The following is a 24,561-nucleotide window of genomic DNA, read 5'->3' as shown; positions in this document are numbered from 1 at the left end:
TTGTGGGGTCGGTCGGGGGTAGACCGGCAGTAGGCAGCCGATGTTCCGAAAGTGATTTCGACCGATCGCGGCTTCCGGCCATAGCGCGAAACTCCGAATTTATATAAGCTTAGGCCCCATTCTGACCCACCCGAGGAAGCGAAATGCAGCGGCGCGGTGGAAGCGAACATCCGATCAAAGGTCGGCGCGCGACTGGGCGCAAAGCGCCCACACCATCGATCGCGGCCACATCTATTGCCGATCTGCAAAAGCAGGTAGGCACTCTCACCCGCGAGCTGAAAGAGGCGCGTGAGCAGGAGACCGCGACCGCCGAGGTGCTGCAGGTCATAAATAACTCGCTGGGCGACCTTGGCCCGGTCTTCGAGGCTATGCTGAAGAAGGCGACGCGGCTGTGCGAAGCCGGATTTGGCGCTCTTTGGCTTCACGATGGCGAGCAATTTTCCGTGGGCGCTGCGTACGGCATCCCGCCGGCGCTCGCCGAGTTTGTTCGCGAATCCGTGCCTGCGCCGGCTTCCGCTAGCCTCGTTGAGATCGTGGGAGGCGCCAGCATTGTTCACGTGCCGGATCTATCCGCGACTGAGCTGTACCGTGCCGGCAATCGCCTACGTCGCGCCTATGTCGACCTTGGCGGCGCCCGTACCCTAGCAAGTGTTGCACTGCGCAAGGACAATGCCTTGCTCGGCGCCATCGACATCTACCGCCAGGAAGCACGGCCGTTTTCCGACAAGCAGATCGCGCTGCTACAGAACTTCGCCACTCAAGCCGTGATCGCGATTGAAAATGCGCGCCTCCTCAATGAGCTGCGCCAGCGGACTGCCGACCTCACTGAAGCCCTAGACCAGCGGACGGCAACGTCGGAGGTGCTTCAGATCATCAGTAGTTCTCCGGGCGAGACCGAACCGGTGTTTGCCGCCATCCTGGAGAACGCATCGCGCATCTGCGAAGCCAAATTCGGCATTCTGATGCTGGCGGAAGGCGATTCTTTCCGATTAGGCGCGGCCCACAACGCGCCGCAGGCATTCGCCGAATTCATGCTGCGCGGGCCGGTGCGACCCAATCCGCACATAACCTTTGGCCGCGCAATAGCGACCAAGCAGGTTGCGCAAACCGCCGACATCACGATCGAACAACCCTACCTTCAGCGCGACGCTCTGGCCGTGGCGGCCGCCGAGCTTGGCGGCTATCGCACTGTCATGGCTGTGCCAATGCTCAAGGAGAGGGACGTCATCGGTGCGCTCATTTTCTTCCGGCGGGAAGTGTGCGCGTTCAGCGATAAGCAGATTGCGCTGGTGCGGAATTTTGCCGCTCAAGCCGTCATCGCCATCGAGAATGCGCGGCTCTTGGGCGAGCTGCGCGAGCGCACGAGGGATCTGGAACAGTCGCTCGAATACCAGACCGCGACCAGCGACATGCTCAAAGTTATCAGCCGCTCGACCTTCGACCTCCAACCGGTGCTGGAGACGGTCGCCCGGACGGCGGCACGGTTGTGCGAGGCAGAGATGGCGTTCATCTCGCGGCGCGACGGCGACGTGTTCCGCTACGTCGCGGCGGTTAGCTCGACGCCTGAAGCGGCGGACGATGCTGTCCGATTCCAGAAGTACCTTGATAGCCATCCAATCTCCGCGCTTTCGGGGCGACGGACGATGACTGGGCGCGTCATGTCGGAGCGTCGCGCTGTGCAAATCGCCGACATCACCGCCGATCCGGAATATCAGTTTCCCGAGACCTTCAAGCTCGCGAAAATACGCGCGCTCCTTGGCGTCCCGCTACTGCGCGACGGCGAACTGATTGGTGTCATGAACCTGTCGCGCCAACGGGTCGAACCGTTTACCGCGCGGCAGATCGAACTGGTGCGGACCTTTGCGGACCAGGCGGTGATCGCAATCGAGAACACTCGGTTGTTAACCGAACTGCGCGAAGCGCTCGAGCGGCAAACCGCAACAGCCGAAGTGCTGCAAGTCATCAATTCATCGCCCGGCAATCTCGCACCGGTGTTCGATATGATCCTGCTGAAGGCACATCGCCTCTGCGACGTCGCCTACGGTAGCTTGCAGGTCTATGACGGCGAACGGTTCCGCGCTGTCGCAGTGCACGATCTGCCTGAGCAATTCGCCAATATGTTGCGACGGGGCCTTCGGGGATCAGACCATCCGGTCGGCCGGCGCCTGCTTGCCGGCGAGCGTCTCGTGCATCTACCCGACTGCGCGGAAATCGACCATCCGGTGATGCAGAGCGCGGCCGAACTCGCCGGAATCCGCACTGCGCTATTCGTGCCGTTGCGTCGAGACGAGACGCTCCTCGGAATGATCGTCTGTGGACGACGTGAGATTAAGCCCTTCTCCGAGAACGCGATCGTCATCCTGGAGGGCTTTGCCGCGCAAGCCGTGATCGCGATCGAGAATGCGCGGCTCCTGGGTGAGTTGCGGGAGCGTCAGGCCGAGCTGCGCACCACCTTCGACAATATGGGCGACGGCGTCGCGATGTTTGACGCTGCCGCGCGATTGGCGGCATGGAACCGCAATTTGCAGGAGATGCTCGAGTTGCCGGAGGTATTGCTTGCCGAGCGGCCGAGTTTGGCCGAGCTCTTCCGTTATCTCTCTGCCCGAGGCGAGTTCGGCTCGGCCGATCTCGAAGCGCAATTGAGCCGCTCGCTCGAAGACACCCGTCAGGAGATGCGCTACGAGCGGACACGTCCGGACGGTCGCGTCGTCGAGGTGCGGCGCAATCCGGTGCCGGGCGGCGGCTTCGTGCTGATCTATGCCGACATTACCGAGCGAAAGCACGCCGAGGAAGCCATTCGCGCGGCGCGCGATGCGGCCGAAAATGCATTGCGGGAGTTGCAAACGGCACAGGACCGGCTAGTCCAGACCCAGAAGCTCGCGTCACTTGGGCAGCTCACTGCTGGCATTGCGCATGAAATCAAGAACCCGCTTAATTTCGTCAACAATTTCTCGAGCCTGTCGATCGAACTGATCGACGAGTTGCAGGAGGCCTTGCAGCAAATGCATGCGGACGGCAAGACGCGGACCGAAGTCACCGAATTGGCGGATACACTGCGCAATAATCTGGGGAAGATCGTGCAGCATGGCAAGCGCGCCGACTCCATCGTCAAGAACATGTTGCTGCATTCGCGTCAGGGGTCTGGCGAGCGGCGTCCCGCCGACATCAACGCACTCCTCGAAGAAAGTCTCAACCTCGCCTATCACGGTGCGCGCGCGGAAAAGCCGGGCTTTAACGTCACGCTCGACCTAGACCTCGATCCCACTGCGCAGACGCTCGAGCTGTACCCGCAGGAAATCACCCGGGTCTTCCTCAACCTGATTGCAAACGGATTCTACGCAGCCACGAAGCGCAAGGAAGTCGCAGGCGATGGCTTTGAGCCGACGCTGAGCGCAGCAACAAGAAATCTCGGCAGGAGCGTGGAAATCCGGATACGCGACAACGGCACCGGCATTCGACCTGAGTTGAAGGAGAGCATATTCACTCCATTCTTCACCACCAAGCCCGCCGGCGAGGGAACAGGGCTCGGCCTTTCGATCTGTCACGATGTTATCGTGAAACAGCACGGCGGAAGGATCGACGTCGATACCGAGCCGGGGGCGTTTACTGAATTCATCATCACGCTGCCGCGTACCGCGACCGCACCATCGCAGAGCGGAGGCAAAAATTGAGTGTCTATATTTTGATCGTCGATGACGAGCCCGATGTCGAAGCGCTGTTCCGTCAGCACTTCCGGCGCGATCTGCGGGCGGGCCGTTTTCTCATGGAGTTTGCTCCTTCGGCGCCCGTAGCGTTGCAACGCGCTCTAGAGATTCGGGAGGCCACCCTCATCCTGATCCTGTCCGACATCAACATGCCCGGGATGAGCGGGCTGGAGATGCTGCCGATCGTGCGCTCGGCCCGACCCGACGTCCCCGTCATCATGATCACAGCCTATGGTGATGCCGAAACCAAGCGCAAGGCGCTGGAGAACGGCGCGACCGACTTATTGACCAAACCAATCGATTTCGCGGCGCTGCGCCAGGAGATCGATGCAAGGCTCGAGCAGGCCGCATGACCGCCGCCATCCTCGTCGGGCCGTCCGACGCGGACGCTCGTCTCGCCGGCTTATGACGCCTTAACTGAGGAGTGGATAGCGACTGAGGTAATGCGCGTCCGCGTTCCTTCGCGCTGCTCTGCGGGCCCGGCATCCGTCTCTAGCTGATGGGATCTTTGTTTAGGACCGGAAGCTGTTTCATCATCCGGCGGCGAAGCTCCACGCGCCTTCAGGCAATCCCGGCAAACACCCATGCAAGGATCTAGCAAATGGACCACACCAGAAAGCCGAAGCCCTTTCCGGCCACCAAGCCAGCTAAGAACGAAAACGCGTACGAGAAGAATAGCCATTTGCGGGGCCCTCCAGCCGAGAGCACCGCTCCAAGCGAGACCAGAAACGGGGCGATGGAGACGACTATGACCACGATCGCTTCGAGCGTGTCGATGGTGTGAGGCCCACACTAGGGAGTTCGCCTCGGGGTAGTATTGAGCGGGACATGAACGAAGCTGGATCGATGGTTAACCTTGATAGGTGCAATGCAATCTATCTCAGTGCGTTTGAGCGCCCCGACCATGGGTTGCCGTGTTTAATCGCGCCTTAAACCAAGCGGGGTCGTCTGCTCTCGGCGCGGCGACGGGCTCGCGGTCTAGCGACCAGCGCCGCGAAGGCGATAATCCCGATGGCGTCGACGACCAGCGTGTATGTTTCGAATAGTCGTTCCCTCGTGTCAAACGCCATCCGGAACTGGCCCCGCATTGCCTCGCTAAAAATGTTACCGGACAACTTCCCTGTCGTGTCTGGGGCGGAGCTGCCGAATCAGTTCGGTGGCGGCTATGGCAGGGAAGATCAGCATGCGCGCAAAGCGCGAGATCACATCAGCGCTGGCCGAGCGTTATCGGGCAAGCGGGCGGCTCGAGAAGGGACGGATCCTAGACGAGCTGTGCGCCGTTGCGGGATGGCATCGCAAGCACGCGATCCGAGCGCTGTCAGCGGACGGGGCATCGGGGTCGGCCGTGCCGCGGCGGCGGGGCCGGACCTACGGAGCTTCCATTCGTATGGCACTGATTGTGCTATGGGACTCGTCTGACCGGCTCTGCAGTAAGCGGCTCGTCGCGATGATCCCGTTCTTGCTTCCGGCTCTTGAACGGCACGGCAGATTGAAGCTTTCTGCTGATGAGCGGTCTAAGGTTTTGAGGGTGAGCGCGGCGACGATCGATCGCCTGCTGAGCGACGTAAGGATCGCAGCAGCCAGAGGACGCCGACGGCCGGCGGGCTTTTCCAGTTGCGCATTCCAGGGATGGTGATCAGGTGTTCCAGGCGATGGTGATCACGGATTCCAGCGATCGTGATCAGATGCGGAGGCGAACACGACTGACGGGTTTATGTGTGCTGGAAATGGTCTCCTGGTCAAGGCTGGCGGGTTGGTTCGGAGATCGTTCCGGCGGTCCATGGGAGGGCCCCGTGCGCGGCGCGGAGTGCCCCCATGAGCGACGGAGCGACGCGCGCGGGAGGGGCCTGTGGGCCGGCGGGGCGATCGTGCGCGAGGTGCTCACGGTTTTTTCTTTTCGCCAGCCTGACGCCGTAGACTGTCGCCTTTGAGCTCGAGGCGGTGCGCATTGTGAATGATGCGGTCCAATATCGCATCGCCAAGGGTGGGATCGGCAATGACGTCGTGCCATTGCGACACGGGGACCTGACTTGTGATCAACAAGGATCCCTTGTCGTAGCGATCATCGACAATCTCGAGCAGATCGCGGCGCTGGTCGGCGGTGAGCGGTTCGGGTCCCCAGTCGTCAAGGATGAGGAGATTGACGCGCTCGAGCGCGGCGATCAGGCGCGCCAGACGGCCTTCGCCGCGCGCCTGGGCGAGATCGGCGAACAGGCGGGATGTTCGCTTGTAGAGGACGGAGAAGCCGTCGCGGCAGGCCTTGTTGCCGAGCGCACAGGCAAGCCAGGACTTGCCGGTGCCGGTTGGGCCGACGATGACCAGGTGGTTGGCCTCACGGATCCATTGGCAGGTGGCGAGGGTTTGGAAGAGCGAACGGTCAAGGCCGCGAGCGGTGCGATAGTCGACGTTCTCAATGGCGGCGGCTTGCCGGAGCTTGGCACTGGTCAAGCGGCGCGTGAGGCGGCGGTTGTCGCGGGCGGTGACCTCGCGATCGACGAGGAGGCCGAGCCAATCGGCGTGCGGCATCTCGGCCGCCTCGGGGTTGTTCTGCAGTTCAGTGAGGGTATCGGCCATGGCGGCGAGGCCGAGGGCGCGCAAGCGATCGACGGTGGGGTGAATAAGCATGCTGATCTCTCCTGATCAATTGTAGTAGCTGCGGCCACGGATGTTGGCGTGGAAGAGGATGGGCGCCTCCTCGGCGGGAGGCGCGGTTCTGTCGGTGCCGTTCTTGAGGATGGCGGCGACCGTTTTGTACGAGCGGGCGTTGAGCAGCAGGGCCCGGGCGCAGGCGGCGTCGACGCGTTCCTGGCCGTAGCGCTTGACCAGCCCGAGAATGCCGATCGCGGAGCGGAAGCCCTGTTCCGGATGCGGCCGCGACCGCAGGATGACGTCGATCAGGGTGTCGGCGTCGGGGCCGACCTTGGCGGCTTCGGAACGAATACGCTCATGGGTCCAGTCACGATAGCGGCGATGCGAACTCGGCATATGCTCGGCAATCGTGGTCGGGCGATGCGGCAAGGTGCTGCGCAGATGCGAGGCCACGCGCTTGCCACGGAGGAAGATCTCGACGGTCTTTTGGGTGATGCGAGCCTCGACCTCCTGATGCAAGAGGTTGTGAGGGACGCTGTAGTAATGCTTGGCGATCTCGACGTGATAATCGAGGTTGACCCGGCAGCGCTTCCACTCGGCATACTCGTACGGTTCATCCGGCAAGGGGGTGAGCGCCTGATGATCGAACTCTTCGAACAGATCGCGCCGACTTCGCCCCCAGCTCCGGAGAGGTCGATCGTTCAGCTCGACAAGGAGGCTGTGGATCGCCTCGTTGAGGGCGGCGAGCGAGAAGAAGCGGCGGTTGCGCAGACGCGCCAGAATCCATCGCCCGACGATTTGGACCCCGACCTCGACCTTGGCTTTGTCGCGCGGCCGATACGGCCGCGCCGGGACGATGGCGGTGCGGTAATGGCGGGCGAGATCGGCATAGGTCCGGTTGACCATCGGCTCGTGAAAGCAGGCCCGGGTGATGCCGGCCTTCAAATTGTCGCTCACCGTCTGCCGGGCCACACCGCCGAAAAAGGCAAAGGCCCGCACGTGCGAGGCGATCCAGTCCGGCAGGCTCTGGGTGAGGCTGGCCTCGGCGTAGGTGTAGTTCGAGGCGCCGAGCACGGCGACGAAGATCTGCGCGCTGCGCACCTCACCGGTGAGCCCGTCAACTACCTCCATGGTGTGGCCGGAATAGTCGACGAACAGCTTCTCGCCGGCGACATGGACCTGGCGCAGGGTCGGCTTGAGGCGGCCGGCCCATTCCTTATAGCGTTCGCAGAACCACGCATAGCTGAAGCTGTCGGAGTTTGCGTCGCAATACTCCTCCCACAACAGCATCAGCGTGACGTTCGGGCGCCGCAGCTCGCGATGCACGAGCGCCCAGTCCGGATGCGGACGCTCGTCGCTGGGCCGATCGGAAGGCGGCGGAAACAGGCGGTTCTCGAGCTGGACGTCGTCATCGAGCTCCGTTGGCAACGGCCAGGTCAGACCGGCGCGGCGGGCTCGGTTGACGTACTTACTGACCGTGCCCTGGGCCAGACCGAGGCTGCGGGCAACGGCGCGTTGCGACATGCCGACGCTGTAGTGCAGGCGTAGAACTTCGCGAATGTGGCGCATGGACAGTCTCTCTGTCGGCATCTCGATCCTCTGCGGTTGGGCAAAAGACCGAGCTACCCCGGTTGCAGACTGTCAGCGGTGGGCGCCTCCTGGTTGTCCCCGATCATGATCGCTGGAAATAGCGATCACGATCGGCTGGAAACGGTGATCACGATGCTCTGGAATGGGTGATCACGATGGCCTGGAATCGGTGATCACGATCGGCTGGAACGCGCATTTCCAGTGCCGTACGGCGGCAAGTCCCGGTGCGTACATTCAATGACTGGGGATCACCTCCGCCGGGGTACTGCGAAGCGGATCTGGTTGCGCACGGCGGCATGTCCGTATCCGGGGCCTTCATTCAGACGCTAACAATCGTGGATGTCGCAACGGGGTGGACCGAATGCTTTCCGCTCGTCGTGCGTGAAGCAGCGCTTGTGGTCGAGGCCCTTGAGCGCGCCCAGAACCTACGACACGGTCGTCTCGTGGTGCCGTTCTCACCATGTCCGAAGTCACTCGTTCCAGGGCCTACAAGAAGAACGATCAAGCGTTCGTTGAACAGAAGAACGGAGCTATCGTTCGACGTCTGGTGGGCTACGGGCGCTTTGAAGGCATTGATGCCGCTCGCTCATTAGCTCACCTGTTTGCCGCGGCACGGCTGCACATCAATTTCTTCCAGCCCTCGTTTAAGCTGAAGGAGAAGCACCGCGAAGGTGCCAAGGTGATCAAGCGTTATCTTCCTCCCGCTACACCGTACGAAAGAGCATTGGTCCACCCGCATCTCAACGCGGCATTCAAACGTCGGCTGCGTGAGATTTACCGCACGTTTGATCCGGTGGCATTGCTGGCACATGAGGGACGCTCAAAATGAGCTGGGCAAGCGTGTTGATCAGGGGGCCGGAAAGCCAGCCATGACCGTCGCGCCGGTGCAAAGCGACTTGACCGCCTTTGCCCGAGAGCTCGGCGACGGTTGGAAGCAGGGTGAGCAGCGCGGCATTCATCGGCGCCGCTATTTGCGGCGCAAACCTGCGCCACGTCGGCCATCGATGCTCGACCCATACATTCACATGATCGAGGAATGGCTCGCCGCGGCTCCGCACTTGTCCGCCGTCGATCTCCTCTCCCGGCTGGCAGCGCATGCGCCGGGTCAGTTCAGTGGCCATCAGCGGCGTACGGTGCAGCGGTTGGTGAAGAATTGGCGATCAAAGGTCGCTCGACAGCTCATCAGCAGCACCGAAACCATACTATCGTTCCAAGCTTCCCACGCTGTCTAAATCCCACGTGTTGCTTCGCCGAATCACCGCAAGCCGCTCGCTCGCTACGGCGCTCTGGAGGGCGCGCTTCGCGAGCGGCTTGCTCGGACCCGCGGGGTCCAATTCGTGCGACAGCTGGGGCGCTTCGGTAACATTGTCATCTGAGGCAATATGAGGGGGCGGTTTTCCATGGCGCGCGACACCTCATATGTGGGCCCCAGCATCCACAGCCTGAACCGATTCCACCATCTCCCCTCGGTTCGCTTGCGACACCGCCGCGCTCTGCGCCCTGGCGTGACCTCGGCCGGCCAACCGTGGCGTCACCCCATGACGCAAATGCAGGACGATGGGCTCACATGAACTTGTCGCTGATGCGCTGTTCCTCGCGCCATAAGGCGCGGCACTGGCGCGAGGCTCGCCAGCCCGGGAGCGCGGGCCGCCCGTGCGTGGCGCCCCGTCGGCCGGGCTTCGGCACCTGGAGGGCTGCTCTACGGGCTCAGCAAGGCCGAATTGGTGATCATTTCCTCACGGCAGTGACCCTCTCAGGTCTGTGACACCAAAGTCCAAGGCGCTACGAGCCTTGCTGTGCTCTGACGCAGCGCTGACTCGAGCCGGTCCTTCATTGCTAATGCGTATCGCGCCAAGTAGGAGCACCGAGACCGTCAGCCCGCCGAGGACCGCTGTCAGATATAGGTTGGACCAATTGCGCATCACTACACCACCCACGCGCATCGCCCCGGCCCGCTGCGACATGCGTCGTTGAGTCGTGGGGCGATTTGGTGGCGCGGTGGTGGCGATCTGCGCTCACCTCGCTTGTTACGCGGCAGCGGACGGCTAACTTTGCCTGGCCCGCCTAATTCCACTCTCGAGCGCCGCCTTCCTCCATCAAACCCTGATCCGGCCCAGCCTCATCGCCGCGGCTTCGGGTCGAGACGCAGTTGCACGTAACGCGTGCTAAGTAATTGATTTCTGGTCACTATTACGAAGATTTATTTTGAAGGTCGGAAGTGCACGATATGTTCGTGCTATGCCGAACGTCATGCTGAACACCCCATCCGACCATCCAACGAAACCAGCACCTCGTCGGGACTGGTCGCGCTGGAAGGAATTGCTGGCCATGCGAGCCGCCCAGCGCGAGCAGATCGTTGCCGGTCTCCTGGCCGGTCTTGGCCGAGAGCCTGGCGAAGCCGACAGGGTCGCGGCGAACACCATTGCGGCGATGCAGGGGGAGGCGGAGCGGCTCGAGACCCTCGGTAAGTCCGCCCTCGAGCAGCGTCGCATTGTTGCGCAGCTGTTGAGGCAGTCCGGCTTTAAGCCGGCGCCGACGACACCGGCAAAGCAGAGCAAGAACATCCGCAGACCTTGCCCAGCGTGGCTACAGGACACCGTCCACTCAGCCGGTGCCGCAGCTCCCCGCAGCGCTCCATAAATCGGCGTCACTTACCGCTAAGTGCGACCTCCGCCGCAAGCATCATGGCGCCTTTTCCTGCCTTGCCTTCGCGCCCACCCTCGCCGGTAACGGACCGTTGCCAGTTGATTTGCGCCGCTGATCCTCCCGGGAGGGCAGCCCACGCGCGAGTGCCAGAGCAGTCCAGCAGCTCATGGCTGCAACACCATCCGACGGCCCCGCCGTAAAGCTTCCGGCTGACCGCCGAATATCACGCTTTTTGGTTTCTTGCGCGATACTGCTGACTTATTCGTGCTGAGGGCATCGGCTGTTAAGAGTTGGTTTAATTCCCGGCATGATCATTGGGGACCACAAGGGCCTCGAGCATGCAACTGCATCATGCCAATACCTTGGAAAGGATCGAGAGGGGCGCCGATCCAGGCAATGGCGAGGTCGCGTGGCCCATCACGCTCGACCAATCAGATTTCTTGCCCTCCAATCAAGAAGAGATCCAGTCGCTATTGGCGCCAAGCGGCCATCCAAATCGCACCATTTGGCTCGTCTTGACCGCATTGGCTGGAGGCTTCGGATTGGGATGGGCTGGGGCTTGCTACGGTCCTGCAACAATCTCGGCTTTCAACCCAATTGCTCAGTTAGAAACGGCTTCACGCCGCATGCCGGACGCCAAACCAGGTGGTAAGGTCGAAAGCGCCCTAAAAATAGCATCAGCATCAGGCTCGCGGACGCCACCTGCTTTAAGTCAGCCCTCCACAGTCAGCGCGAGTCTCACTCCGAAGCCTCTGGCCCAAGCGTCGAGCGCGGCGCAATCGGCGGAAGCTTCGAGCTCGACTTCTTCGGTTGTTAATGCGGACATATCCGTGACCGGATCGCTCGAGTCTGCAGGGCCGCTCCTGTCAGTCCCCGAGACAAGGCCGACGACTATTGAGGGTTGGGCTGTCCTTGACGTTCGAGGCGGAACGGCGGTGCTCGAAGGGCCGGATGGGGTTCGAATGGCAGCACGGGGAGACCTAGTGGCCGGCCTCGGGCGGATCGACTCTATCGTGCGTTGGGGTAACCGCTGGATAGTTGCAACAACTCGTGGATTGATCTCGACCCCGTAGGAGTGCTCCATCCATTCGTACCGTTCTCACCGGGTTCGATCGATATGTCGAAGGAAGCTCGCCGGGACGTTGGCAGCGTCAAGCCATGCCCACGCACCGATAATGCTTCGGAACGCCATGATCACGGAACTTGAACCGCTGATCAGCAAGGGCTGGCGCTACCGCGCGGCTTTGCTCCAACATTCATTGATGGCGCGCAGCTATGCAGCGAGCAGGTGATGGCCGCACGCACGGGTGGCGGAGATGCTCAAGACCGGCGCGATACGATGGCGCAATGTATCTCGCGGCATTCGGCTTCTCCCAGTGAACGGCTTCCTCGGCAAGAATGATGCTGTTAGGACCAACGTGGGTGGCTGTTCGCCCCACGCGCTCAATCCGGAACGGCTATTCGTCCTGTCCTGAATACCCGAAAACTGTCTGTCGCCCGCAGTGCATCGGCAGGCCCTCGACGCGAAAGCACTCGCCGTCTTCCGAGACCCATGTGACGTGGCCCCGCTCGCCATCCGGCCATTCAATAATGTCGTCAGGCGCCAGCTTGGGTATCCATTGGATCATTGCCTAATTCTCACGGTGATGGCGCCTTTTGCTCGCGACGATGCTTAAAATGAGCCGCAGATATGCCGCCGGCTGCTCTTCGCGCAGAGTTGGCGCAGCGCCTGCTTGCCGTGTCGTCTCCAGACCGCAAGGAAGTCGCTAGGGGCTTCCCTACAACAGTCACGCGGCGGCCGCCCTGGTCCACCAGGGCGTCCTTTGGCAATGCGGCCGCGCCCATCGCGCAATGGGAGCGGCCACTCGGATGACGCTATCGCTCCGGTGCTGTATGGCGCACCCAGGATCTGGTGAAATGCGCCGCCTAACCCGTGCTCGAGCTGCGAGTGTGAGTGCTCGTTCAATCTTCAAGATGGCGCTCCACCGACCAAGACCCGTTAACGCGCCGATATTATAACACTTTAAGCGCTTGGGCGCCAACGTTTCGGACTCAATGGGTACGCCGCACACCATCTCAATCGATCCATCAAGTGTTGACCGGGTAACGATCGCTGCCGCGTCGTTCGTTCTCTGACGCTTCCTTTTTTAGAGCCAGAAAATCATGATCGAAAGAAATCTCCGATAATCACATACATGGAAGCTGCAGCATCAACAGACGGCCGAGCCGTCCTTCTCGATGTGGTGGCCGGAAACGACTATAAATCGTCCTTTGGCGTCGAACTTGAGCATGTTCCTACGGTGATTGGGCTAATCATCACGAAAGCGATGCCCTAGCGCCCCCGCCGGTAGTCCTACGTCCTACTATTCAGGCGCAGCCCGTTGTAGCCACTTAATCAACCATATGAAAATCCTTATTCCCTCGTATGCGGCCGGTGTCTCTTCATTGCCTCGGTGTCGCGTGTACGCGATGATATGCCCAATGGCTTGACCCGCAACAGGTCAAGGCCGGGATAGGTCACGCGGTTGATAAGGTGGGTTATTCGCCGTGAGAGGAAGCTCGGGCGCGCGGGTGCAGGCGCCGTAATCGATCTTGCGATCGTCGCGCTGGTGATATCGATCGCATCCGTGGCGCATCTGGTCGAGATCGCGCAATGGGCCATGCTGCTCGTCATGTGTGGAGAATTTCGAGAGTTCGGATTCGCCTGTTATCACCCGGCAGTTAACTACACGACGTTAGGTTATGGGGATCTGCTGCTGACCCCGTCATAGCGGTCGTTGGGTCCATTGGAGGCGACGAATGGAGCGCTCATGTTCGGTGTTTCGGCTGCGATGGTCTTTGCTGTGATACAATGGCTGGTTTTGGCCAGGTTCGAGGATCTCAGGTACTGACCGTTCCGTCGAACCTTCGCCAATTGTGCGGAGAGGGGCCTCAGTCGCAGAAGCGCCATAGCTGATGCGGAATCCACATGCTATGCTCAATCATCACCTTCGTGAGCAACGGCCGTGCGGTCTACAATGCAGCGAAGCGATTTCCGACAAAGGATCATTGATCGTCACGCGCCCCTAAACCGATATGAGGGAGATCCGATAATGAAAAAGATCTCGCTGACCAATCTCAGCATTTCGGCGTCGGTCGCCATCTTGGCAACTGGTGCCGCGATTTCCGCGCAGGACAAATACACTTTGCAAGTACCGAAGGGGCTCGCGTTCTCTGAGTTCAGGGGATACGAGGACTGGCCTGTGATCGCGATCAGTGAGAACGAAGGCCTAATTGCTGTGATTGTGGGGAATCCCGCAATGATCAACGCCTATAAGGAGGGCGTGCCTGGTAATGGCAAGCCGTTCCCGGACGGCGCGAAAATGGCGAAGATTCATTGGACTCCAAAAAAACAAGAGGCGTACCCCGGCCAGCCATCTGTGCCAGGTACGCAGCATGACGTTGATTTCATGGTGAAGGATAGCAAGAGGTTCGCCGACAGCGCCGGATGGGGATGGGGCGCGTTCGACTATGACGCGGCGTCCGATACATTTAAGCCCTCCACCGAAGCCTCCAAACCGCCGCAGGAAAACGATGCGAAGTGCGGGTTCGCTTGCCACACGGTGGTGCAGAACCGCGACTACGTATTCACGGAGTACGGAAAGAGGTGAGTATCCGATAATAAGCAAGGTTGATCAGTCTGAACCGCTGTTCGTCCTGAATTGTCTGGTGTTCACACATGGCCCATAGCAGCGGTTCGGCGATGGATGAATCCTTTGGCTTTCGGGCCGAGCAGGTACCGGAAATCTTCCCCAGCTCTGGTCGCACTGATTCGGCTGTCGCGTTCCGAGATTGCAGCCGGTGTATGACAACTTCATGACGCGCGGAATGCCGTAAGTGCTCGCTGATCCGCGTATTCGACATGGGTAGCTAAGGAGGATCAATGCTATGCGACTTGCGCGGAGAAGAGCACCTTTTGCTGCCCCGAGAGTTCCGCGCGGCGATTGCACCGATATGACCGGTTGAAGTTTACTCTCTTCCCTTACTGACGGCGCCATTAAGCCGCGTTCTTCATCGATCCCTTCCCCAACCAAGAGGACCAAACATTGAGCCAACGCAGCGTTGGAATGCTCGAATTTAACGAACTGATGGATATGGTGCGGTTGTTAGTGAACTTGTGGGAGGCCGCACAACGGCTGCCCGAAGGGGCAGAGCGGCGGGATGTGTTAAGACAGATTAGTGGCTTCCAGAAGCGGGTGGCAGCATTGGTGACAAGCTCCCTCTAGGCGCGCACGAAGTCGCGGGAGGTTGGCACTGGCGGAGCAGCGAGTGCTACGAGGTGCTCGACTTAGGAAAATTCGAGGAGTGGCGGCATGGAAGGCGAGCGTAACTTAAGCGTTTTGGCGCGATTGTTGCTAAATGGGGGATTTAATTTTGTTGGCCCGTGTAATTTCAGATAGTTGGGCGTAGCAGAAATAGCGCATCCGACACTGTTGCGCGATTGATCGGTCGATCCGCATTCAGTGGCATAGTGTGAATCAATTTCTTGCGAGCCGAAATGCCTGCGGCGCTTTTAAGAAAACCGGTTCGCGCTGTTCGTCAAGACAATTTTGTCATTACCTCGTAGGCTGCGAGACGTGGCTCGCCGCGTGAGATGGGCGTCAGCCCCAGATGTTCTTGCTGTTCTCGATGATGCCGACATACGCGAGTTGAGCCACCCCTGCTATCGCAGTCCTCGCCATCGCTACCGGCCTCTCGGCTCTTGCCACCGCGCAGCGGGCTGGAGCGCAGCGACTTTGTGCTATGTGCAGGTTTTTGGACGCCGGCGACAAAGAGGCTTCGCACGCCGAACTGACCGGCGTCCAAAAAGCGCCAAGGCACGAAGTCGCGGGAAGTTGAGCACCGGCTAAGCAGCGAGCGCTATGGGGATTTAATGCCGGCGTCGGGCTCGATGATAGACGTGACGGCGACAGGATTGGACCTGCGTGTCCGGACGTAGGGCAGTTCAGGAGAGTGCATTAGGCTTTTGGGCGGGCGTTCGGAGCGCACCAATGCGCGACGTGCGCACTGATGGATGCCGCTGGGTTGAGCGAGATCGCCGCCGGCATTTAGCCAGCGCATCGGACCAGGACAACAGCAACGCTCACAGGAGGTCTTGGTCATGACGTGTCGATCCTGATCAGTGTCGGCCGCCAGCTCGGCTGGCAGCCGCGGGCGAACACCTCGATCACGATCATGCGGGCGCCACAGCGCGGGCATGGGCACGGCAGCATACGTGGCGTGTCCGTCGCGATATCCGGCTGCTCTCGCGGGTCGGCGGCCGGCGGGGCGACGTTGAGGAGTGCGCGGGCTGTCGCGATGCTCTGGGCGCGGTTGGCGTTGGCAAAGAGCCCGTAGTGGCGGATGCGGTGGAAGCCTTGGGCAGCACGTGCAGCAGGAACCGCCTGATGAACTCGTGCGGGTGAAGCCGCATCGTCTTCCAGCGGTTGGCGCCATTGAGGCGATAGTCCTTCCAGCGGAACGCAATCGCTTCGTCGTCGGCTGCAACGAGGCGGCGGTTGGAGATGGCGACACGATGGGTGTAACGGGCCAGATAACGCAGCACCTGCGCGGGCCCCGCGAACGGGGCCTTGCAATAGACCACCCACTTGATGCGCCGCAGCGGGGCGATGAAGCGCTTGAACGTTGTCTTGTCGGTGAGTCCGGCATGGGTATTGAAGAACTTTAGCTCGCCGACGTCGTGCGCATGCACGAGCATCGCCAGCATTTTGCCCTGGAACAGGCGCGCCAGCACGTTGACATGGACGAGGAAATTGGAGCGCGCGGCGATCCATCGCGCGTTATCGAGCGAGAGCCCTCCACCCGGCACGATCATATGCACGTGCGGATGATGGGTGAGCGCCGAGCCCCAGGTGTGCAGCACGGCCGTGATACCGATCCGCGCGCCGAGGCGCTTGCGATCGCTTGCGATGGCGAGCGTCGTCTCGGCCGCTGCCTTCATCAGCAGATTATAGATCACGCGCTTGTTCTGGTAGGCGATGTCACGCAACTCGCTGGGCAGCGTGTAGACGACGTGAAAATACGGCACCGGCAACAGCTCCGCTTCGCGGTCGGCCAGCCATCGGCGGGACGCCGCACCCTGGCACTTCGGACAATGCCGGTTGCCGCAGGAGTTGTAGGCGACCTCGGTATGGCCGCACGCCGCGTTCTCGCAGCGTGCGACATGGCCGCCGAGCGCTGCCGTACGACAGCGCTCGATCGCATTCATCACCTTCAATTGCCCGAGGCTCACATGGCCCTGATTGGCGTCACGCCAAGCAGAGCCGTGATCGCGGAGGATGTCCGCGACCTCCAGAACTGGCCGAGCCACGGCCGGCGGCGCTACGGCGCTGGCGGCTCCTCATTGTCTCGCTTTGCACGGCGGCGGCGCGGCGCGCTTAGCCCCTCGAGCGGGCTCTCGATCTTGGCAATCAGTCCGATCGCCACGCGACTGTAGCGGGCTGTCGTCTCAAGCTTGGAATGTCCGAGCAACGCCTGGATCACGCGAATGTCCCTGCCGCGCTCGAGCAGGTGGGTCGCGAAGCTGTGGCGAAGCGAATGCAGCGGGACCGTCTTGCGCAGCCCCGCGGCTTTGGCGGCCTCCTTGAACAACCGGCTGAACTGACGCGTGGTCAGTGGCTGACGTTGACTGCGACCGGGAAACAGCCAGCGCTGTTCGGGCGCGACGCCGTTGTTGGACGCGGTCGGCCCCGCCTTCCACCATTGCCGCAACAGCTTCAGGACCGCTGGCGGCAGCATCACGTGCCGGTCCTTGCGGCCCTTCGACTGCACAATGCGGATGATCTTTTGCTCGCTGTCGATGTCGCCCGCCCGCAGCCGCACCACCTCGCCGGCGCGCAATCCGCAACCATAGGCCAGGGTCAGCATCGCCCGCGCCTTCAGGCTCGTCGCTATGGTCAGGACGCGCTTGACCTCCTCGGGGCTCAGCACCGGCGGCAGCCTCTCGGGCTCCTTGAGGTGCCAGACCTCGGCCGCCAGATCGTGACGACGTGGCGTGACGCGGAACAAGAACCGCATCCCGGTCATGATCCGATTGCGGTTGCAGATGCTCATCCCGCTCTCGATCAGGTGCAGCTGAAATCGGCGCACCTCGTCGGCCGTCGCCGTATCGGGCGAGCGTTTGAGCCAGGCGGCGAACCGCTTGCAACTGTAAATGTGGCCACGCTGAGTGTGCGGGTTGAGCTTGCGCGCAGCCATGTCTTCGATCATACGCTGACGCAGCGGACTGACTGTGTTGGTATCGCTCATGGAGAGCTCCTTCCTGAGTGAGGGTTGCAACACCTCGATTCTCAGGACGGGGCTCTCCAGTGCTACCACTATCGTCTCAACTGGCTACCGGCCTCTCGGCTCTTGCTCCCGCGCAGCGGGCTGGAGCGCAGCGACTTTGTGCATTGGCCCTTCCGCGACATCAACATTTGAAGTCTGTCATGTCTGCCTTCGAGGCTATGCAGACATGACGGTGACGCGGACTGATGCCGCCTTTGGACCCCAACCCGATACCAGCGGCAGCCGCAATTCTCTGTCGTTTAACCCTTCCCGAACAGGTTTCGCTCGATAAGATGCCCTTGTCACCCCCGGGGGGCGGAATGGCACGACCAGCGAAAACAGGCGGCAAGAGGAGCGCGGTGAAGACGCGCAAGTCGCGCACGGTAAAGGGCCGTCCACGCGCTAAGGCCAGACGGTCTGCCTCATTCAAGCGCTACGCATCGCCCGACGTTGAATTGAAGGAAGCCCGCGAGCAGCAGGCGGCAACGGCCGAGGTACTTGAGGCTATCAACCGTTCAGGGTTCGATCTGGACGAAATTCTTCAGACCCTTGTGAGTACCGCGGCCCGCCTGTGCAGAACGGGGCCGGCAGGTATCTTTCTCCTTGAAGGTGACGTTTACAGATTTCGTGCGGGCCAACAGCTTTCCGAAGGCTATCGTGAACACCAACAGCGATCCGAAATCCGTGCCGGGCTTGGCACGCTTGTCGGGCGCGTCGGGGTGAAAAAGGACGTGGTGCGCATCGCCGATGCTCTCAACGACGTCGAGTACGAGGACAAGGAAGCGGCTGCAGCAAACAATTTCCGCTCGATGCTTGGAGTGCCGTTGCTGCGTGACGGCCAGCCGATCGGAGTGTTTGCTCTGGCACGCACCCGCGTCGAGCCTTTCGGGGATAGTCAAATAAGGTTGCTTAAGACGTTTGCCAATCAGGCAGTGATCGCCATCGAGAGCGCGCGGCTGATAAACGAGACGAAAGAGGCGCTCCAGCGGCAGACCGCAATGGCTGAGGTCTTGCAGGTCATCAATGCTTCCGCGGGCAATCTGGAACCCGTGTTCGCCGCAATGCTCGACAAGGCGTTGGAACTATGTGGTGCAGCGTTTGGTATCCTATGGAGTTACGATGGCGAGTTCATCCACGCGGCCGCGCTTCGCGGCGCGCCAACAGAATTTGCGGAGCTCTTGACGCGATCTCCCCATGCTGTTGGCCAAACTAATGCGCACGGCCGGCTTCTGCGTGGTGAGCCGGTCGTGCACATAGCCGACGTGGCGAAGGACATTGCCTATGCGTCCGGAGACCCGCTTCGCCGGGCTTTGGTTGAGCTCGGCGGGGGTCGAACCATGCTCGGGGTACCTCTGCGCAAGGACGGGGCGTTTCTTGGTGATTTCATCATTTATCGACAAGAAGTTAAGCCGTTCTCGGACCAGCAGATTGCGCTGCTCAAGGGCTTCGCGGCGCAAGCGGTTATCGCCATGGAGAACGTTCGGCTGTTCAAAGAAGTAGAGCGACGCACCCTGGATCTTGAGGAATCCTTGCAGCGCCAAACTGCAACCGCTGACGTGCTGAAGGTGATCAGCCGTTCAACGTTCGATTTGCAGAGGGTCCTTGAGACGCTGGTCGGGTCGGCGGCAAGGCTCTGCGACGCTGAAAGGGCAAATATCTTCCAACGTGACGGTGATTATTACAGACTGTCCGTCAATTACGGGTTTTCAAGCGAGTTAGAGGAATACCTCAAACAGTACCCGCTGACCGCCGGAAGGGGAACGATCATCGGTCGCGCCGTGATTGAAGGTAGGCCTGTTCACGTCGCGGACGTGCTCGCGGACCCGGAATACACTGCCCATGCTTATCAGTCGCGGGGCAAATGGCGTAGCTGCCTAGGCGTACCCTTATTAAGAGATGGGGAGATCCTTGGTGTCTTCTTCCTCACGCGATCTGAGGTCAAACCGTTCACGAACAAGGAGATCGAACTCGTCTCCACCTTCGCGGACCAGGCGGTGATTGCGATAGAGAACGTGCGGTTATTTGATGAGTTGCGGCAATCTCTACAGCATCAGACCGCCACGGCAGACGTACTCAAGATCATCAGCCGATCCACCGTTGACCTCACGACCGTTCTCGAGACGCTTTGCGAGACAGTGGCGCGTCTCTGCCGCGCTGACCAGACACCTCTGTATCGGCGGCGAGGCGACAAGCATCACTTGGTGGCATCTTGGGGCATGTCGGAGAAAGCGATGCAGTTCGCGATCGCCCACCCCATAACGGTAGACCGGGGGTCATTGACCGGTCGCGTCATCTTAGAGCGTCGAACGATTCACATACCGGATGTGCTAAACGACCCAGAGTACACCTATAGGGAGGGACAGCAGGCTATCGGCTACCGCACCCTGCTCGGCATTCCGCTTTTGCGCGAGGACGCTTTACTGGGTGTATTTGCGGTCAGCCGGACGCGAGTCGAGCCGTTCACAGACAAAGAGATCGAACTTGCCATAACTTTCGCCGACCAGGCGGTGATTGCGATCGAGAATGCCCGACTGTTCGAAGAGCTGAAGCAATCGCTGCAGCAACAAACAGCGACTGCAGACGTGCTCAAGGTGATAAGTCGTTCGGCTTTCGATTTGGAGTCGGTTCTGCAAACCTTAGTCGAATCGGCTGCGCGGTTGTGCGATGCCGACAAGGGAACAATTACAAGGCAAGCAGGCGACATCTTCTATCGACAGGAATTCTGCGGCTTTTCCAAAGAATTCATGGAGCGCCTTAGAAGAATTCCGATCCATCCGGAGCGCGGCTCGGCAAGTGGCCGTGCACTCCTGGAACGCAAAGCCATACATATTTTAGACGTCCTATCTGATCCGGAATACCAGTTGGTTGAAGAAGCGAATGCCGAGGGCTTTCGCACCGTACTCGCCGTTCCGATCTTGCGGGAGGGTACTCCGCTCGGCGTGTTGGCGATGACCAGATCTGAGATGCGCCCGTTTACGGACAAGCAAATCGAATTAGTTTCGAGTTTTGCTGATCAAGCTGCAATAGCGATGGAGAATGCGCGGCTTGTCGCCGAGCTGCGTGAGCGTCAGAGTGAGTTGAGAGTCACGTTCGACAATATGGCTGACGGCGTGGTCATGTTCGATGCTGCAGCAAGACTCACAGCCTGGAACCGCAATTTCCAAGAGATGCTCGAGCTGCCGGAACCCTTCCTGACGGCGCGGCCAAGCTTTGCAGAGTTTTTCCGCTATCTTGCCGATCGTGGTGAATATTCTGTCGATCTGGAAGCTGAACTCAACCGCGCCAATGAAGACCCGCGGAGCGAAATGCGTTTTGAACGAACGCGACCCGATGGTCGGGTTATGGAAGTGCGTCGCAATCCGGTCCCAAACGGCGGTTTTGTGCTGATCTACAGCGACGTAACACAGCGTAAAGGAGCTGAAGAAACCATCCGGACCGCACGGGACGCCGCCGAAACGGCATTGCGCGAGTTACAAGCAACACAGGCGAGTCTCCTACATGCGCAGAAGATGGCGGCGCTCGGGCAAGTGACAGCAGGAATCGCTCACGAGATCAAGAATCCTCTCAATTTCGTGAATAATTTTGCTGGTATTTCGATTGAGCTGTTGAACGAACTAACGGAGGCAACCAGGGCTGGGACGCGCAATCCCCTCGAAGGGTCCGAGAGTTTTGAAATAATCAGCATGCTGACGGAAAACTTGGAAAAGATTGTCGAGCATGGACGTCGTGCTGACGGTATTGTTCGGAGCATGCTGGAGCACTCGCGCGGCAGTAGCGACAACCGGCAATCGACTAATCTGAACGCGCTCGCAGAGGAAGCGATGAACCTGGCTTATCATGGGGCGCGTGCGCAGGATCCGAATTTCGAGATGACATTGGAAAGCGACCTCGAAAGCGATCTCGCACCCGTCGAAGTGGTTCCGCAGGAACTGACGCGCGTGCTCCTCAATTTAATCGCGAATGGGTTCTACGCCGCTAACCAGCGGCGTAGTGCAAGTGATGGGTCGTACCATCCTGTTGTGAGGGTCACGACCCGGGACTTTGGCGAAACCGTTGAACTTCGAGTTCGCGATAACGGCATCGGCATTCCGCCCGAAAACAGGGAAAAATTGTTCCAGCCTTTCTTTACAACAAAGCCTACTGGCGAGGGCACTGGGCTCGGGCTTTCAATAAGCTACGAAATCGTGACGCAACAGCATGGCGGCACCATTGTGGTCGACAGCGAAGTGGGTGAGTTTACGGAGTTAACCGTACGGTTGCCACGCAGGCGGCACGGTGCTGGGGCGGAAGAGAGGGGGTAAGGCACGGCGAGTGCTGACGCAGGTCGTCGCCAGGACTTCGCCAGCTTTCATGCTCCTCGCTGTGATCCTTTCGCAAGATCGTAAGCTCCAGCTCGCTCCCCCGTGGGGCTGGAGCATTCTTTTTTCGCTTCGGCGGGCAAGGCGTGAGTGCTGAAGTTCGTAGCCTGTAGTTGTGGGGTAGCGGCTCGCTTACGCCGCCCACGCCGAGGTCCCGGTCTCTTGGGCACTCCACCTAGAACTGCCCGACAACTCAACACGATCGATACATCGCGTGCAGCGGGTTTCCGCGGAGGAAGATTAGCTTTCGCTTCAACCCACCACGGCTTGCGATCCATCGGCGCACCGGGTCGGGATAACCCGAGTACAGCATCAAGGTGGCTTCACGGTCGGTAAATGTGCGGCCGCCTGGGCCAAAATTCCAGGCCGCATGGAAGCCAAGTGTCGCCCGGGAAGTCACGCAAATTCTGTCCGGGGGGACTTCACTCAGTACGATCGTGCATGCGGAGGCGCACAGACCGTCGATCATCACCGATTCTCCAGCGGAGGCAAGCTGCTGATACTTTTCGACGTACGGTCCGATTTGGCCGCCACGATCGTGTGTGATGCGTACCGTGGCATTGGCCTCTGACAAGCCGAGCAACAGTGAGACGGCCAGCAGCCATCGCGTGATGAGCTTCATCCGCACCCCCCGTTAAACGTAGTTCCCTGTTGAACGCAAACGGAATGGTTATTCAGGTTGATGGCAGCTTAGAGGCGGCGGTGACATCCCTTCTGATCTGAGGCCGAACCGGGGCGGAACACGACGGAGCGTGGCGACGTTGTGGCAAATGCAGGGAGTATGTGGAGGATCGAGCATGAAGTTGCGCCTAACGACGATAGCGGCAGCGGGGCTTCTGGTTGCGAGCATGATCTCTAACCCCGCTCAAGCGCGAGGCTTTGGAATCCATGGCGGCTTCGGCCACATGGGCGGCGGCTGGCATGGCGGGGGCTGGGGCCACGGCGGGTGGGGCCACGCAGGTTGGGGGCGTGGTGGCTGGGGGTGGGGCGGCGTTGGCCTCGGCCTGGCAACGGGAGCAATTGTCGGAGCTGCTCTAGCCGCCCCTTACTACGGCTACTACGGAAACTCCTACGCCTATGACTATGGCTATCCCCTTGAGTATGACTACGGGTACTACGGATACGCGCCTGCGTACTCGGTCGGTTACGTGGGGCCCTCTTGGGGGTATGGAAGGCCGTACTGGCGTCATCGACACTACGGCTACGGAGTCGGAGACCGTGGTTATGGAGTGGGCTATCGTGGGTACGGCGCGAGGGTAGGGGTTGCTGGCTATCGCTCGGGCTTCGCACGCGCCGGCTACCGGTCCGTCGGCATGGCTGGAGGGCATCACGGCCGCTTCCGCTGATTAACCGCACCTCTGTTGCGCATCAATTGCCCCCTGGGATCTTGGCCCGGGGGGGTTAATTGACGCCGCCAGCTCTGCCATCCGCGCATTCCCTGACAAACCTTCCCCTTAGTCAGACGGGAAACGTAGATCAAAGGTGTTAACGTCGCTGGGTCACCCTAATTGGAGGCGCCGCGTTGTCCTGGATGCACGCGCGGAGACCGCGATTGCTAGGTTTAGCGAGCACCCCGCGTTCCGCCACCGAGAGCCGGACACCGGCGAACTCATTGAACGCCGGAAAGTAAATTTCGCGTTCGTACCGATTCTGGCCTCGCTCGGTAGTTCTTAGGAATACGAGCGAGGCCATCGCCTAGTACTTGAACTCAGGCATGCTCTTAAGCTGATCCTTATTTGCATTCAAGATCGCATGATCAGGGTACCAATTCCCGGTGGTACGGTTGTCCGACTCCTTGCGGTTATCGCGCGACGTGCCGGTGGTGGTTTCCCGGTTGGGGGCGTCGTTAGCGGTGTTGCTCGTTCGTACCGGCTCGTTGCTCCACTTGAGCTGGTCATAGTTGACGGCGACGTAGTGTTCTCCCAAGCCAAGAAAGCCGCCCACGCCGATTACCACCGCGGCCGCCTTTCCGCTTTGGTCGAGGATAACGTCGGAAATGTCCCCGAGCTTGTCGCCATTATTGTTGTAAACGTTGACGCCTGAGAGTTTCGCAGCGCGCCAGTGACCTGGCTTGTAAAGATCTGTCGCATTGCGAGCGGCTGCACCCGCTGAAGTGTTGTTTTCCGCAGCGCCACCCGAACTCGTTAGGATCAGCGCCACGACAGCGGTCGCACAAAGAATCCTCAGCATCTTCTTGTCTCCTCCTCAATGCCCTAGCTTCAAACGCGCGGCATCGCGCTCGAGTTCCCGGAGCGGAACGCTCCGTCAAGCACACGGCGAGAGTACTCCGCCAAACGCTTGGACTGGAGGACTGGACGCCGAGACCAGGTTTTGAAGTCGTCGGATCCGCCGCAGCATTTCTGCTGCCA

At 60.4% G+C, this 24,561-nt stretch carries 13 protein-coding genes and 1 pseudogene; 8 read left to right on the top strand and 6 right to left on the bottom strand.

All coding sequences use genetic code 11. The features are described from left to right. The first annotated feature begins 143 nt into the window (after positions 1-143). Together ACRQ5Q_RS41985 and ACRQ5Q_RS41980 are read left to right on the top strand one after the other, a co-directional pair. Positions 144-3,671: a GAF domain-containing protein gene (locus ACRQ5Q_RS41985; protein ID WP_439400165.1), complete on the top strand. Its 3,528-nt coding sequence runs from the start codon at positions 144-146 to the stop codon at positions 3,669-3,671. Then, positions 3,668-4,057: a response regulator gene (locus ACRQ5Q_RS41980; protein ID WP_439400164.1), complete on the top strand. Its 390-nt coding sequence runs from the start codon at positions 3,668-3,670 to the stop codon at positions 4,055-4,057. The genes ACRQ5Q_RS41985 and ACRQ5Q_RS41980 overlap by 4 nt, the downstream gene beginning before the upstream one ends. A 1,528-nt stretch (positions 4,058-5,585) precedes the next feature. Here ACRQ5Q_RS41980 and istB read toward each other — a convergent pair. Then, positions 5,586-6,329 carry an IS21-like element helper ATPase IstB gene (gene istB / locus ACRQ5Q_RS41975; RefSeq protein WP_439392912.1) on the bottom strand — a complete coding sequence of 248 codons (744 nt, stop codon included), beginning with the start codon at positions 6,327-6,329 and terminating at the stop codon, positions 5,586-5,588. Positions 6,330-6,344: 15 nt separating this feature from the next. Beyond that, positions 6,345-7,883: an IS21 family transposase gene (gene istA, locus ACRQ5Q_RS41970; RefSeq protein ID WP_439392910.1), complete on the bottom strand. Its 1,539-nt coding sequence runs from the start codon at positions 7,881-7,883 to the stop codon at positions 6,345-6,347. A gap of 460 nt (positions 7,884-8,343) precedes the next feature. Between istA and ACRQ5Q_RS41965 the strand changes: the two genes are divergently transcribed. The 5 genes from ACRQ5Q_RS41965 (at position 8,344) to ACRQ5Q_RS41945 (ending at position 14,179) form a co-directional block, all read left to right on the top strand. Next, positions 8,344-8,712, top strand: a complete 369-nt coding sequence (locus ACRQ5Q_RS41965) for a hypothetical protein (RefSeq protein WP_439400163.1) — start codon at positions 8,344-8,346, stop codon at positions 8,710-8,712. Between the two features lie 40 nt (positions 8,713-8,752). Beyond that, positions 8,753-9,115: a hypothetical protein gene (locus ACRQ5Q_RS41960; RefSeq protein WP_439400162.1), complete on the top strand. Its 363-nt coding sequence runs from the start codon at positions 8,753-8,755 to the stop codon at positions 9,113-9,115. Between the two features lie 1,006 nt (positions 9,116-10,121). Next, positions 10,122-10,523, top strand: coding sequence for a hypothetical protein (locus tag ACRQ5Q_RS41955; protein ID WP_439400161.1), 402 nt, complete (start codon positions 10,122-10,124; stop codon positions 10,521-10,523). 2,633 nt (positions 10,524-13,156) lie between these two features. Continuing rightward, on the top strand, positions 13,157-13,300 hold the full coding sequence (locus tag ACRQ5Q_RS41950) for a hypothetical protein (protein ID WP_439400160.1): 144 nt from the start codon (positions 13,157-13,159) through the stop codon (positions 13,298-13,300). A 321-nt stretch (positions 13,301-13,621) separates the two neighbouring features. Beyond that, complete coding sequence (locus ACRQ5Q_RS41945; RefSeq protein WP_439400159.1) at positions 13,622-14,179, top strand: cytochrome P460 family protein; 558 nt, start codon at positions 13,622-13,624, stop codon at positions 14,177-14,179. A 1,488-nt stretch (positions 14,180-15,667) separates the two neighbouring features. Here the strand turns inward: ACRQ5Q_RS41945 and ACRQ5Q_RS41940 are convergent. Then, positions 15,668-16,878: pseudogene (locus ACRQ5Q_RS41940) on the bottom strand (IS91 family transposase). Between the two features lie 11 nt (positions 16,879-16,889). Continuing rightward, entirely contained in the window at positions 16,890-17,816 is a 927-nt protein-coding gene (locus ACRQ5Q_RS41935) for a tyrosine-type recombinase/integrase (protein ID WP_439400158.1), read from the bottom strand. A gap of 377 nt (positions 17,817-18,193) precedes the next feature. On the opposite strand from ACRQ5Q_RS41935, the gene ACRQ5Q_RS41930 reads away from it, so the two are divergent. Further along, positions 18,194-22,135 carry a GAF domain-containing protein gene (locus ACRQ5Q_RS41930; protein WP_439400157.1) on the top strand — a complete coding sequence of 1,314 codons (3,942 nt, stop codon included), beginning with the start codon at positions 18,194-18,196 and terminating at the stop codon, positions 22,133-22,135. A gap of 250 nt (positions 22,136-22,385) precedes the next feature. Here the strand turns inward: ACRQ5Q_RS41930 and ACRQ5Q_RS41925 are convergent, their stop codons facing one another. Next, entirely contained in the window at positions 22,386-22,814 is a 429-nt protein-coding gene (locus ACRQ5Q_RS41925; RefSeq protein WP_439400156.1) for a hypothetical protein, read from the bottom strand. A 1,073-nt stretch (positions 22,815-23,887) separates the two neighbouring features. Beyond that, a complete protein-coding gene (locus tag ACRQ5Q_RS41920) occupies positions 23,888-24,382 on the bottom strand; it encodes a PRC-barrel domain-containing protein (protein ID WP_439400155.1) in 495 nt (164 codons plus the stop codon). Positions 24,383-24,561 lie beyond the last annotated feature (179 nt).

Source organism: Bradyrhizobium sp. PMVTL-01 (assembly GCF_051861855.1).
GTDB lineage: Bacteria > Pseudomonadota > Alphaproteobacteria > Rhizobiales > Xanthobacteraceae > Bradyrhizobium.
The sequence above is the reverse complement of the archived record's forward strand: the minus strand, read 5'-3'. Positions and strand labels throughout refer to the sequence as shown.

What these genes read in the sequence shown, in the direction of transcription:
- ACRQ5Q_RS41985 (WP_439400165.1), top strand. Translation starts at nt 144, where the DNA reads ATGCAGCGGCGCGGTGGAAGCGAACATCCGATCAAAGGTCGGCGCGCG.
- istB (WP_439392912.1), bottom strand. Translation starts at nt 6,329, where the DNA reads ATGCTTATTCACCCCACCGTCGATCGCTTGCGCGCCCTCGGCCTCGCC.
- istA (WP_439392910.1), bottom strand. Translation starts at nt 7,883, where the DNA reads ATGCCGACAGAGAGACTGTCCATGCGCCACATTCGCGAAGTTCTACGC.
- ACRQ5Q_RS41965 (WP_439400163.1), top strand. Translation starts at nt 8,344, where the DNA reads ATGTCCGAAGTCACTCGTTCCAGGGCCTACAAGAAGAACGATCAAGCG.
- ACRQ5Q_RS41960 (WP_439400162.1), top strand. Translation starts at nt 8,753, where the DNA reads ATGACCGTCGCGCCGGTGCAAAGCGACTTGACCGCCTTTGCCCGAGAG.
- ACRQ5Q_RS41955 (WP_439400161.1), top strand. Translation starts at nt 10,122, where the DNA reads ATGCCGAACGTCATGCTGAACACCCCATCCGACCATCCAACGAAACCA.
- ACRQ5Q_RS41945 (WP_439400159.1), top strand. Translation starts at nt 13,622, where the DNA reads ATGAAAAAGATCTCGCTGACCAATCTCAGCATTTCGGCGTCGGTCGCC.
- ACRQ5Q_RS41935 (WP_439400158.1), bottom strand. Translation starts at nt 17,816, where the DNA reads ATGAGCGATACCAACACAGTCAGTCCGCTGCGTCAGCGTATGATCGAA.
- ACRQ5Q_RS41925 (WP_439400156.1), bottom strand. Translation starts at nt 22,814, where the DNA reads ATGAAGCTCATCACGCGATGGCTGCTGGCCGTCTCACTGTTGCTCGGC.
- ACRQ5Q_RS41920 (WP_439400155.1), bottom strand. Translation starts at nt 24,382, where the DNA reads ATGCTGAGGATTCTTTGTGCGACCGCTGTCGTGGCGCTGATCCTAACG.